12 protein-coding genes and 1 tRNA gene are annotated in these 12,494 nt (G+C 55.9%); 2 read left to right on the top strand and 11 right to left on the bottom strand.

Features of this window, described 5'->3' with window-relative positions:
* Positions 1-110: 110 nt before the first annotated feature.
* A complete protein-coding gene (locus IM267_RS09435; protein ID WP_107535661.1) occupies positions 111-593 on the top strand; it encodes a zinc ribbon-containing protein in 483 nt (160 codons plus the stop codon).
* Positions 594-647: 54 nt separating this feature from the next.
* On the opposite strand, the gene rihA is transcribed toward IM267_RS09435, so the two are convergent.
* From rihA to miaB, 10 genes are all read right to left on the bottom strand, one after another.
* The gene (gene rihA, locus IM267_RS09430; RefSeq protein WP_193033263.1) at positions 648-1,589 is read right to left on the bottom strand and encodes a pyrimidine-specific ribonucleoside hydrolase RihA; all 942 of its coding nucleotides are present in this window, start codon (positions 1,587-1,589) and stop codon (positions 648-650) included.
* A 120-nt stretch (positions 1,590-1,709) separates the two neighbouring features.
* Positions 1,710-2,435, bottom strand: a complete 726-nt coding sequence (locus IM267_RS09425; RefSeq protein WP_006809622.1) for an amino acid ABC transporter ATP-binding protein — start codon at positions 2,433-2,435, stop codon at positions 1,710-1,712.
* Complete coding sequence (gltK, locus tag IM267_RS09420) at positions 2,435-3,109, bottom strand: glutamate/aspartate ABC transporter permease GltK (RefSeq protein ID WP_022647437.1); 675 nt, start codon at positions 3,107-3,109, stop codon at positions 2,435-2,437. The genes IM267_RS09425 and gltK overlap by 1 nt, the downstream gene beginning before the upstream one ends.
* Positions 3,109-3,849 (bottom strand): glutamate/aspartate ABC transporter permease GltJ, encoded by a 741-nt coding sequence (gltJ, locus tag IM267_RS09415; RefSeq protein ID WP_015571133.1) that lies wholly within the window; start codon positions 3,847-3,849, stop codon positions 3,109-3,111. Before gltJ ends, gltK begins: the two co-directional genes overlap by 1 nt.
* Before the next feature lie 155 nt (positions 3,850-4,004).
* On the bottom strand, positions 4,005-4,910 hold the full coding sequence (locus IM267_RS09410; RefSeq protein ID WP_063866084.1) for an amino acid ABC transporter substrate-binding protein: 906 nt from the start codon (positions 4,908-4,910) through the stop codon (positions 4,005-4,007).
* Between the two features lie 402 nt (positions 4,911-5,312).
* Positions 5,313-6,851, bottom strand: a complete 1,539-nt coding sequence (lnt, locus tag IM267_RS09405) for an apolipoprotein N-acyltransferase (protein ID WP_193033262.1) — start codon at positions 6,849-6,851, stop codon at positions 5,313-5,315.
* A gap of 5 nt (positions 6,852-6,856) precedes the next feature.
* A complete protein-coding gene (corC, locus tag IM267_RS09400; RefSeq protein ID WP_193033261.1) occupies positions 6,857-7,735 on the bottom strand; it encodes a CNNM family magnesium/cobalt transport protein CorC in 879 nt (292 codons plus the stop codon).
* An 84-nt stretch (positions 7,736-7,819) separates the two neighbouring features.
* A complete protein-coding gene (ybeY, locus tag IM267_RS09395; protein ID WP_003858677.1) occupies positions 7,820-8,287 on the bottom strand; it encodes an rRNA maturation RNase YbeY in 468 nt (155 codons plus the stop codon).
* Positions 8,284-9,330, bottom strand: a complete 1,047-nt coding sequence (locus IM267_RS09390) for a PhoH family protein (protein ID WP_022647440.1) — start codon at positions 9,328-9,330, stop codon at positions 8,284-8,286. The genes ybeY and IM267_RS09390 overlap by 4 nt, the downstream gene beginning before the upstream one ends.
* A gap of 163 nt (positions 9,331-9,493) precedes the next feature.
* Entirely contained in the window at positions 9,494-10,918 is a 1,425-nt protein-coding gene (miaB, locus tag IM267_RS09385) for a tRNA (N6-isopentenyl adenosine(37)-C2)-methylthiotransferase MiaB (RefSeq protein WP_193033260.1), read from the bottom strand.
* Between the two features lie 135 nt (positions 10,919-11,053).
* Here miaB and ubiF point away from each other — a divergent pair, with 135 nt between their 5' ends.
* On the top strand, positions 11,054-12,229 hold the full coding sequence (gene ubiF / locus IM267_RS09380; RefSeq protein ID WP_193033259.1) for a 3-demethoxyubiquinol 3-hydroxylase: 1,176 nt from the start codon (positions 11,054-11,056) through the stop codon (positions 12,227-12,229).
* A 108-nt stretch (positions 12,230-12,337) separates the two neighbouring features.
* On the opposite strand, the gene IM267_RS09375 is transcribed toward ubiF, so the two are convergent.
* A tRNA-Gln gene (locus tag IM267_RS09375) sits at positions 12,338-12,412 on the bottom strand.
* Positions 12,413-12,494 lie beyond the last annotated feature (82 nt).

Below are 12,494 nucleotides of genomic sequence, written 5' to 3'. Positions count from 1 at the left end.
TCACGCAAATGCACTTTGCAGGAATTTACCGGGTCTGTGCTTCACCTGACAAAGCGGTGACGAAATAAGGTCTATTATTAGAGACAGTTACTTACCCGGGAGGCAAAATGATGAACAAGGTTGCTCAATTTTACCGTGAACTGATGGCCACACTGACGGAACGGCTGCGTAACGGCGAGCGCGATATCGACGCGCTGGTCGAACAGGCACGCGCACGCGTGACGCAAACGGGTGAGTTAACGCGAACCGAAGTGGAAGAGGTGACGCGCGCCGTGCGCCGTGACCTGGAAGAGTTTGCGCGAAGCTACGAGGAGAGTCAGGACGAGATCGCCGACAGCGTTTTTATGCGAGTCATTAAAGAGAGCCTGTGGCAGGAGCTGGCGGATATTACCGATAAAACCCAGCTGGAGTGGCGCGAGGTGTTCCAGGATTTAAACCACCACGGAGTCTATCACAGCGGCGAAGTGGTGGGGCTGGGGAATCTGGTGTGTGAGAAGTGCCACCACCACATGGCCGTTTATACGCCGGAGGTGCTGTCGCTGTGTCCGAAATGCGGGCACGACCAGTTCCAGCGTCGCCCGTTTGAGCCATAAGTAAAAGCGCAGGTTTATTCCCTCTCCCTGTGGGAGAGGGCCAGGGTGAGGGCATCAGGCCGCAGAATAATAAGCCAGCCTCTCCGCCAGCAAATCCACAAACGCTTCCCGATCAATATCCACCATTACCGTCGTATTCGGTTTGTTTCCCGTCAATGAGTAATAGTCCACCACCGTCATTCCCTGGGTATATTTCCCCTGCGTCTCCACGCCAACCCAGCGCTCCACCGTGGTAAACATCTCCGGCTTCAGCAGCCAGGCAATCGTGCATGGGTCGTGCAGCGGCGCGCCGTGGAAGCCCCACTTCTCAGCTTTGTGATACTCCATAAAGAAGTCGAGCAGCTCGGCCACGGTCGTTGCAACCGGGTTGCCCACGGCGCGGAAGCGTTCAATATCGTCTGCCATAATCTGCGCCCGATGCGTCACGTCCAGCCCCGCCATCACAATCGGCAGGCCCGACTGGAAGACGATCTCCGCTGCTTCCGGGTCAACAAAGATGTTGAATTCGGCCGCAGGCGTCCAGTTCCCCAGCCCCATTGACCCGCCCATGATGACGATACGGGCGATGTTGCTGTGCAGTTCAGGATGGCTGTTCAGCAGAAGCGCAACGTTGGTCTGCGGGCCGGTAGCCACCAGCGTCACCGGCTCTGCGCTTTCACGCAGTATCTTCGCCATTAGCTCGACGGCAGTGCAGTCTTGCGGTGCGAAACCTGGCTCCGGCAGCGCCGGGCCATCCAGCCCGCTTTCACCGTGAACGTTGTCCGCAATGATCAGTTCGCGCATCAGCGGCTTAATGGCGCCGCCTGCGACCGGAATATCGGTGCGTTTCAGCAGCGTCAGCATGCGCAACACGTTTCGCAAGGTTTTATCCGGCGTCTGGTTCCCGGCGGAGGAGGTGACAGCTTTGACGTCCAGTTCAGGGGAGGCAAGCGCGAGGACGAGCGCGATCGCGTCATCATGACCCGGATCGCAGTCGAGAATTATAGGGTGTGCCATAGCGTTCTCCATTCTTAGCATTATTTTGTGACAAGGTTAACGCTGCGATGTGACGCCGAATAGAAAAAGAGATCTAAAGCGTGAAGCAGTGCGCAATCCGCAGATTGCGCACTGAAAAGATTAATGCAGGATTTTAGCGAGGAAGTCTTTAGCGCGTTCGGATTTCGGATTCGCGAAGAACTCTTCTTTGGGCGAGTCTTCAACGATTTTCCCTTCATCCATGAAGATCACGCGGTTGGCCACTTTACGGGCGAAGCCCATTTCGTGCGTCACCACCATCATGGTCATCCCTTCGTGCGCCAGCTCCACCATCACGTCCAGCACTTCGTTGATCATCTCCGGATCGAGTGCAGAAGTCGGTTCATCGAACAGCATCGCCACCGGATCCATACACAGCGCCCGCGCGATTGCCACGCGCTGCTGCTGGCCGCCCGAAAGCTGTGCCGGGAACTTATCCGCATGCGCAGAGAGCCCGACGCGTTCCAGTAACTTCAGCCCCTTTTCGCGCGCCGCTTTTTTATCACGCTTCAGCACTTTCACCTGTGCAAGCGTCAGGTTCTCAATGATCGACAGGTGCGGGAACAGCTCAAAATGCTGGAACACCATGCCCACGTGGGAGCGAAGCTGGGCAAGGTTGGTTTTACGGTCGTTCACTTTGGTGCCGTTAACGACAATTTCACCCTGCTGGACAGGTTCCAGACCATTAACGGTTTTGATAAGCGTAGACTTACCGGAACCGGACGGGCCGCAGACCACCACCACATCGCCTTTTTTCACTTCTGTTGAGCAGTCGGTCAGCACCTGAAAGTGCCCATACCATTTAGAAACATTTTTCAGGGAAATCATTATACGGTCCTTTTCTTCAGCCAGCTGACCAACAGCGATGCGCTTAAACTAATCACAAAATAGACCCCGCCCGCGAAGAGGATCATCTCAACCTGCGTTCCGTCACGTTCGCCAATGGTGGAGGCGGTACGGAAGAAGTCTGCCAGGCTCAGCACGTAGACCAGGGAGGTATCCTGGAACAGGACGATGCCTTGCGTCAGCAGCAGCGGAACCATGGCGCGAAACGCCTGCGGCAGAATAATCAGCTTCATGGACTGCCAGTGCGTCATACCGAGCGCCAGCGCAGCGCTGGACTGCCCGCGCGAGATACTCTGAATACCGGCGCGGATGATCTCGGAGTAGTAGGCGGCTTCAAACATGGAAAACGCCACCATGGCAGAGATCAGGCGGATATCGGTTTTCGGCGACAGTCCCAGCACGTTCTGTAAGAATCCGGGAACAATCAGGTAAAACCACAGCAGCACCATGACCAGCGGGATGGAGCGGAATACGTTAACGTAAGCCGTGGCGAACCAGGCGAGCGGCTTAAAGCTCGACAGGCGCATCACCGCCAGCAGGGTGCCCCAGACAATACCGACAATAATAGCGATAACGGTGATCTTTAAGGTAATTGCCAGTCCATCCAGCAGATAGGGCATGGAGGGAACAATGGAACTCCAGTCAAATTCGTACATTATTTGCCCCCCAGATTGCCCGGCAGGCGTACTTTGCGTTCAACCAGGTTCATCACCAGCATGATGAAAGCGTTAATCAGAACATACGCGAGCGTGATCGCCGTGAAGGATTCCCACGCGTGAGCGGAGTAATCCAGCAGCTTACCCGCCTGCGCCGCCATATCGACCAGGCCAATGGTTGAGGCGATGGCCGAGTTTTTCACCAGGTTCATCATTTCGGAGGTCATTGGCGGAACGATGACGCGGTAAGCGTTAGGCAACAGGACGTAACGGTAGGCCTGTGGCAGGGTCAGGCCCATCGCCAGTGCCGCATTCTTTTGCCCGCGCGGCAGTGACTGTATGGCGGCACGTACCTGCTCGCAGACGCGCGCAGCGGTGAACAGCCCCAGACACAGCATGGAAGAGACAAAGAACTGTACGTTAGGATCCAGTTCTGCCTTGAACCACATGCCGAGATCTTCCGGCAGTAGTTCCGGGATCACCAGATACCAGGTAAAGAACTGCACGATCAGCGGAACGTTACGGAACAGTTCCACATAGAGCGTGCCAATTGAAGAGAGAAAACGGTTAGGGACGGTACGCAGAATACCGAACAGCGAACCGACAAGAAACGCGATAATCCACGCCGTTATCGATAGCGCAACGGTAACCTGAAAGCCGCTCCACAGCCAGCCGAGATAGGTGGTGTTGCCGAACGGGGCTTGTTGCAGAAAGATGCCCCAGTTCCAGTCAATTGACATAGTAAACTCCAGAAAAAAGAGGGTAGCAGCGCTACCCTCGAAGATTGGTGAGAAGCTCAATTTTTGCGCTGAGTGGGGAACGACCACTCAACGTATAGTCTGTCCATGCTTCCCGACAATCGAGAGGGCAGGAGATCCCGCCCCTGTCGTTCTAATTAGTTAAGAGCTTTGTCGTTTGGTGATTTGAACAGCGCTTTCATGTCGTCAGACAGTTCAAAGTTCATGTTCAGGTTTTTTGGTGGAATAGGGTTCTTGAACCACTTGTCGAACCATTTTGCCGCTTCGCCAGAGGTTTGCGCCTGAGCGATGGTGTCATCGATCAGCTTTTTGAAGTCTTCATCGCCTTTACGCAGCATACAGCCGTAAGCTTCTTTCGACTGCGCGGTTCCGACGATTTCCCAGTTGTCTGGTTTCTTCGCCTTCGCGCGTTCGCCCGCCAGCAGGGCGTCATCCATCATAAAGGCGACAGCACGACCGCTTTCCAGGGTACGGAACGAGTCGCCGTGGTCTTTCGCGCTGATGATGCGCATGTCCATTTTCTTCTCGTCGTTCAGCTTGTGCAGCAGGACTTCGGATGTGGTACCGGAAGTCACGACAACCGCTTTGCCTTTCAGGTCAGCAAAGTCTTTGATATCGCCGCCTTTTTTCGTCAGCAGGCGAGTGCCCACAACGAAGATGGTATCGGAGAAAGCAGCCTGTTTCTGACGTTCAAGGTTGTTGGTGGTCGAGCCACACTCAAAATCAAACGTGCCGTTTTGCAGCAGAGGGATACGGTTCTGTGAAGTGATGGGGATCAGCTTCACTTGCAGGTCAGGTTTGTTCAGCTTTTTCTTCACGGCTTCAACGATGGCGTTGGAGTAATCCTGTGAATAGCCCACGACTTTTTGCGTGTTGTCGTAGTAAGAGAACGGGACAGAAGATTCACGGTGGCCGACCACGATCACGCCGTTTTTGGCAATCTTGTCGAGAGTGCTTCCTGCTGCCGGAGCGTCTTCAGCGTGGACGATGCCCGCAGACATTCCCATAACCAGCATTGCTGTGGCCAGTTTACGTAATTGCATACCCAACTCCTTTCTTATCAGCGCCAGTGACGCATAGATACCCATTGTGATGTTGTTATATCTCGCGCAATGCGAGTGCAGTGTTATGCAAGCTTGTTAACATTTAGTCTGGCTTAATGTAAAGATTTTGCTGCGTTATTGTTTATTTTTGCGAAGCGCGCCGCACCATTCCGAGGCAATAATCTCCCGTTGCACCGTTTCGGTGCCACCGGCGATCGATGCTGGTGCGACAGGGTTGCACGTTAAGCCAGACAGCGTTTGCGTTAAGAAATAAAGCAACAGGCGTGCCAGAATTGAGGGTTGGGAGGAAATTGTCGGGTGGCGGCGACGCCTTACCCGACCTGCGGGAGTAAAAATGTAGGCCGGGTAAGCGTCAGCGCCACCCGGCATCACAAGGCAAGATTATTTACGACGCTGACGCAGGCTCATCAGCACGGCGCCAAAGCCGAACAGCGCGGTCAGGATCCACAGCGGCCAGTTGCCGGTGCGGGCGTACGGCGTCAGGCCCGAGGCAGGCGTAACTTTGGTGGTCAGCACTTCACGGGTGAACTGCGGGATCATGGCCTGGATTTCGCCCTGCGGGCCAATCACGGCGGTGATGCCGTTATTGGTGCTACGCAGCAGCGGACGCGCCAGCTCCAGAGAACGCATTCGCGCCATCTGGAAGTGCTGCCACGGGCCAATCGATTTACCGAACCAGGCGTCGTTTGAGATGGTCAGCAGATAGTCGGTGTCCGGGCGGAAGTTATCGCGCACCTGCTCGCCGAGGATAATCTCGTAGCAAATGGCGGCCGTCAGGGCAAAACCGTGCGCGTGAAGCTGCGGCTGAACGTACGGGCCGCGGCTGAACGAGGACATCGGCAAATCGAAGAACGGCGCCAGCGGGCGCAGAATCGACTCCAGCGGAACAAACTCGCCAAACGGTACAAGGTGATTTTTGTTGTAGCGATTGGTGGAGGTATAGCTGTATTCACTGTCCTTACCGAGCGTAATGATCGCGTTGTAGGTGTCATAGCGGTTCTGCTGGTTCAGACGCGCATCCACAATGCCGGTAATCAGCGTACTGCCGCGAGCGCGCAGCAAATCGTCCATCATCTTCAGGAAGGGTTGCTGATTGATCTCCAGGTCCGGGATCGCAGACTCAGGCCAGATGATGAGCTGTGATTTGCCCATCACCTCTTCGGTGGCGTTGGCGTAGATTTTCAGCGTGTTCAGCAGCTGATTCTCATCCCATTTCAGTGACTGCGGGATATCGCCCTGCACCAGAGAAACCTGCGTGGCGCGCGCGGGCTCCAGCGTGTACCACTGGATATAGCGCAGCGGGAAGGGCAGGGCAAACAGGATCAGCGCGACAACCAGCGGCTTCCCGTTACGTGTCACCAGGGCCAGCACCAGCAGGCCGCTGACCGCCATTAACAGGAAGTTGATCGCCTCCACGCCCATGACGGGAGCCAGACCTTTCAGCGGGCCGTCTATCTGGCTGTAGCCGAACTGCAACCACGGAAAGCCGGTCAGTACCCAGCCGCGCAGAAATTCGGTGATTTGCCAGACAACGGGAGCCGCTATCGCCACGCGCAGCCAGCTGGTTTTAGGCCAAAGACGAGAAAGGACACCCGCGAACAGGCCGGTGTAGAGCGACAGATACGCGGCGAGCAGCACAACCAGGAAGACGTTAACCGGCCCCGGCATTCCGCCAAATTGCGCGATACTGACGTAGACCCAGTTGATGCCAGAGCCGAACAGCCCCAGCCCCCAGAAGTAGCCGATGGCCGCGGCCTGTACCGGGCGACGGTTCAGGGTAAGACCCTGTAGCCCCATCAGGGAGAGAAGAGCGGCAGGCCAGATATCGTAAGGAGAAAAAGCCAGCGTACCGCTGGCTCCGAGTAACAGCGCCAGCAGCAAACGGACGCGCTGGCGTTCTAATAATGGGGCAAATGCCATTTACATTAATCTTCCAGTTTTGGCACCGGTGAGTCGTCCGGCATTCTGACGTGAACCTGAATAATACGTCGGCTGTCAGCCATTGCGACCTTGAACTGGTAACCATCGATGTCAACGGTTTCACCGCGGGCCGGAAGATGGCCGAAGGCCTGCATCACCAGACCGCCAATGGTGTCCACTTCTTCATCGCTGAAGCTGGTGCCGAAGGTGTCGTTGAAGTCTTCAATGGAGGCCAGCGCGCGCACGGTCCAGGTGTGGCGGCTCAGCTGACGGAAGTCGATATCCTCTTCTTCGTCATACTCATCTTCAATTTCGCCCACGATCAGCTCAAGGATGTCCTCGATTGTAACCAGACCGGAAACGCCGCCAAATTCATCAATAACAATCGCCATGTGGTAGCGCTGGGAGCGAAACTCCTTCAGCATCCGATCCACACGTTTACTTTCCGGCACAACGACGGCCGGACGTAACACTTTTTCCATACTGAAGGCTTCGGCATCGCTGCGCATAAACGGCAGCAGATCCTTCGCCATCAAAATCCCTTCGATGTGATCTTTATCTTCGCTGATGACCGGGAAGCGCGAGTGAGCCGATTCGATAATCACATCGAGGCACTCGTCCAGCGTCTGGTTACGTTTCAGGGTAATCATCTGCGAGCGGGGGATCATGATGTCGCGGACGCGCTGGTCGGCGATGTCCATCACCCCTTCGAGCATTTCGCGCGTATCTTCATCGATAAGATCGTTTTGCCCGGAATCACGAATCAGCTCCAGCAGTTCATCACGGTTTTTTGGTTCGCCGTGGAAAAGCTGGTTCAGAATGAGGGAGAAAAATCCCTTTTTTGCGGTTGTCGTGTCGCTACTGTGTGAATTGTCGTCGCTCATGGCGTTTGTTAAGGGTTCTCTTGTTAGTTCAACGTTAACCGCCGCGCTCTATCCCTGCGCGGCGGAATGGTAGTCAGTGACTGGCTATTCTTTCTCGGCAATGTACGGATCCTCATAGCCCAGAGCAAGCATTATCTCTGTCTCGAGGGATTCCATCTCTTCCGCTTCGTCATCTTCAATATGGTCGTAACCCAGAAGATGCAGGCTACCGTGCACCACCATGTGTGCCCAGTGTGCTTCCAGCGGCTTTTGCTGCTCTTTGGCTTCCTGCTCAACCACCTGACGGCAGATGATCAGATCGCCCAGCAGCGGCATCTCAATACCCGGAGGCGCTTCGAACGGGAAAGAGAGCACGTTGGTCGGCTTATCTTTCCCGCGGTAGGTCAGGTTGAGCTCATGGCTTTCCGCTTCATCCACCAGGCGAATCGTGACTTCTGATTCTTCCTGAAACTGAGGGATAACGGCATCCAGCCATTTCTGAAACTGTGCCTCTTCTGGCATGCCGGAATTATCTTCACAGGCCAGCTGTAAATCGAGGATCACCTGACTCATTTCTGTTCATGCTCCTGCGCTTCGCGCTTACGTTCTGCGGCCAGCTCGGCCCTGCGCTTCTGATCGGCCTCTTCCCAGGCCTCATAAGCGTTAACGATACGCGCGACGACCGGATGGCGTACCACATCTTCACTGTGGAAGAAGTTAAAGCTGATTTCGTCTACCTCGGCCAGCACTTCGATGGCGTGACGCAGACCCGATTTGGTGTTGCGCGGCAGGTCAATCTGGGTCACGTCACCGGTGATAACCGCTTTCGAGTTAAAGCCGATACGCGTCAGGAACATCTTCATCTGTTCGATGGTGGTGTTCTGGCTCTCATCCAGAATGATGAACGCGTCGTTAAGCGTACGGCCACGCATGTAGGCCAGCGGGGCGACTTCAATCACGTTACGCTCAATAAGCTTTTCAACTTTCTCGAAGCCGAGCATTTCGAACAGCGCGTCGTACAGCGGGCGCAAATAGGGGTCCACTTTCTGACTCAAATCGCCCGGCAGGAAGCCGAGTTTCTCACCGGCTTCTACGGCAGGACGGGTCAGCAGGATACGGCGGATCTCCTGACGCTCGAGCGCATCTACCGCCGCAGCAACGGCCAGATAGGTTTTACCCGTCCCCGCCGGACCCACGCCGAAGGTGATGTCATGGTCAAGAATGTTGGCGATGTACTGCGCCTGGTTAGGCGTACGCGGCTTGATGACGCCGCGCTTGGTCTTGATATTGATGGCCTTACCGTAGTCCGGCACGCTCTCGGCGCTCTGCTCGAGCACGCGCGCCTCTTTGATGGCAAGGTGGATCTGTTCAGGCTCAATATCCTGAATTTCGCCACGCATCGGGGCGGTATCAACATACAGGCTGCGGAGAATATCTGCCGCGGCGTTGACGCAGATTGGGCGTCCGGTGAGTTTGAAATGGTTATCGCGACGATTGATTTCGATACCCAGACGTCGCTCCAGTTGTTTGATGTTGTCATCAAACGGCCCGCACAGGCTCAGCAGGCGAGCGTTGTCTGCGGGCTCAAGGCTAATTTCACGCGTATCTATGTTCAAACTGTTCCTCTTTAATTGGTTAACTGACCTGTGGCCACACGCCGTAATAAAACGGTCATTACCGAAATTATTCACGCCATAGAATAAAGGCGCAAGCGTTGCGGTAGATATTGGGGGTGATGAGAGGAAATACAAGGCCTGCCAGGAGGGCAGGCCAGAAGGATTACGGCTGGTAAATACCTACGCCAGAATCGTTGACTTTGCGGGTGCGAGAGATGACGGATTCAGGCGTCTGTGCGATGCGCAGATCCATTTCGTCCTCGGTGCGCACCAGCTTCCCGCGCAGGGAATTAGTCAGCACTTCGACAATCTCAACGTCCACAAATTTACCGATCATGTCCGGGGTGCCTTCAAAGTTCACCACGCGGTTATTTTCGGTTCGACCGGACAGTTCCATGATGCTCTTACGGGAAGTGCCTTCCACCAGAATACGCTGGACGGTGCCGAGCATGCGACGGCTCCACGCGTTGGCCTGCTGGTTAATACGCTCCTGCAAAATATACAGACGCTGTTTTTTCTCTTCTTCCGGCACGTCGTCAACCATATCGGCAGCAGGCGTGCCCGGGCGCGCGGAGAAGATGAAGCTGTAGCTGACGTCGAAATTCACGTCGCCGATAAGCTTCATGGTGCGTTCGAAGTCGTCAGCGGTTTCGCCAGGGAAGCCGACGATGAAGTCGGAGCTAATCTGAATATCCGGGCGCGCTTCGCGCAGTTTGCGGATGGTGGATTTATACTCCAGCACCGTGTGTGGACGGCCCATCAGGTTCAGCACGCGGTCAGAGCCGCACTGAATCGGCAGGTGCAGGAAGCTCACCAGCTCCGGCGTATCGCGGTAGACGTCGATGATGTCGTCGGTAAATTCCATCGGATGGCTGGTGGTAAAACGAATGCGGTCGATGCCGTCAATCGCCGCCACCAGTCGCAGCAGTTCAGCAAAGCTGCCCGTGGTGCCGTCGTAGTTCTCACCGCGCCAGGCGTTAACGTTCTGGCCCAGCAGGTTCACTTCTCGTACGCCCTGGGCGGCAAGCTGAGCGATTTCAAACAGAATATCGTCCGCCGGGCGGCTCACCTCTTCACCGCGGGTATAAGGCACCACGCAGTAAGTACAGTATTTGTTGCAGCCTTCCATGATGGAGACGAAGGCGGTCGGGCCATCCGCGCGCGGCTCTGGCAGACGGTCAAATTTCTCGATCTCCGGGAAGCTCACGTCAACCACCGGGCTGCGATTGCCGCGAACCTGATTGATCATCTCTGGCAGACGGTGCAGGGTCTGAGGGCCAAAGACGATATCCACATACGGGGCTCTCTGGCGGATCAGCTTACCTTCCTGCGATGCCACGCAGCCACCCACGCCAATGATCAGGTCCGGATTTTTCCGTTTGAGAAGCTTCCAGCGGCCTAACACATGAAAGACTTTTTCCTGTGCTTTTTCACGAATTGAACAGGTGTTCAGCAGCAGCACATCGGCTTCTTTCGCATTTTCAGTCAGCTGGTATCCGTGGGTGGTATCCAGCAGATCGGCCATCTTGGATGAATCGTATTCGTTCATCTGACAGCCCCAGGTTTTTATATGGAGTTTTTTAGTCATCGACTTGCTCAGCTCAGGATTGCAAGCCGCGTATTGTAATGCTTTGGTGCGGTTGTGACCAGTATGAAGGTTGTCAACCTCAGGACCGCAAAAATCCGGTAAACTTAAGGCATTCTCCAATAAGGAATAGTGACCATGACACTCCTGAACACCGAAGTTGCCGTTGTCGGCGGCGGTATGGTCGGCGGCGCACTGGCGCTGGGGCTGGCGCAGCAGGGATTTGATGTAACCGTTATTGAACAGGCGGCTCCGCCGGCATTCGATCCTGCCAGCAAGCCGGACGTGCGTATTTCCGCCATCAGCGCGGCGTCTGTTGATCTGCTTCGCGGGCTGGGCGTCTGGGAGGCGGTGCTGGCGATGCGCGCGCATCCCTACAGTCGTCTTGAAACCTGGGAGTGGGAAAATGCCCACGTGTCGTTTGACGCCGCCGAGCTGAAACTGCCGCGCCTGGGTTATATGGTGGAAAACAACGTGCTCCAGCAGGCGCTCTGGCAGGCGCTGGAGGCGCATCCGAAGGTGACGCTGCGCGTTCCGGCCTCGCTGAAAGCCCTGCATCGCCATGACGGCGGATATCACCTGACGCTGGACAATGACGACGAGCTGGCCGTGAAGCTGGTGGTGGGGGCAGATGGCGCAAACTCGCAGGTCAGACAGATGGCAGGTATTGGGATCCATGCCTGGCAGTATCAGCAGTCCTGCATGCTGATCACCGTTCAGTCAGAAAACGCACCGGGCGAAAGCACCTGGCAGCATTTTACGCCGAACGGCCCGCATGCATTCTTGCCGCTGTTTGATAACTGGGCTTCGCTGGTGTGGTACGACAAACCGGCGCGTATTCGGCAGTTGCAGGGGCTGACAATGGCGCAGTTGCAGCGTGAAATCCATCAGCACTTCCCGAGCCGTCTGGGGAACGTAACGCCGGTTGCTGCCGGTGCATTCCCGCTGATGCGACGCCACGCGTTGCAATATGCCCGTGAAGGGCTGGCGCTGGTGGGGGACGCGGCGCACACCATTCATCCGCTGGCGGGGCAGGGGGTTAACCTGGGATACCGTGACGTCGATGCGCTACTGGACGTGCTGGGCAACGCACGCGCTCACGCGGAAGTCTGGGCCAGCCATCAGGTACTCAAGCGCTACCAGACGCGCCGGATGGCGGATAACTTCGTTATGCAGTCGGGGATGGATCTGTTCTATGTCGGGTTCAGCAATGACGTGGGTCCGGTGCGGATATTGCGAAATATCGGACTGATGGCGGCAGAGCGCGCCGGTGGCCTGAAGCGTCAGGCCCTGAAATACGCCCTCGGACTCTAATCTTAATTCCCTCTCCCCGTGGGAGAGGGGTAGGGTGAGGGCATCAGGCCGCACTATTCTGAGCAACAAAAACAAAAAAGCCCGCAGAGCGGGCTTGTTTGTTTTAAGTGGCTGGGGTGCAGGGATTCGAACCCCGGAATGCTGGTATCAGAAACCAGAGCCTTACCGCTTGGCGACACCCCAATTGCGTTAAACAAACAGCTTAACGACTTTAAAGTGGCTGGGGTACGAGGATTCGAACCTCGGAATGCCGGAATCAGAATCC

The sequence above is a fragment of the Enterobacter cloacae complex sp. P15RS genome (assembly GCF_014895905.1).
Classification (GTDB): Bacteria; Pseudomonadota; Gammaproteobacteria; order Enterobacterales; family Enterobacteriaceae; genus Enterobacter; species Enterobacter quasihormaechei.
Note: the sequence above shows the minus strand (reverse complement) of the source record. Positions and strands in the feature narration are given on the sequence as shown.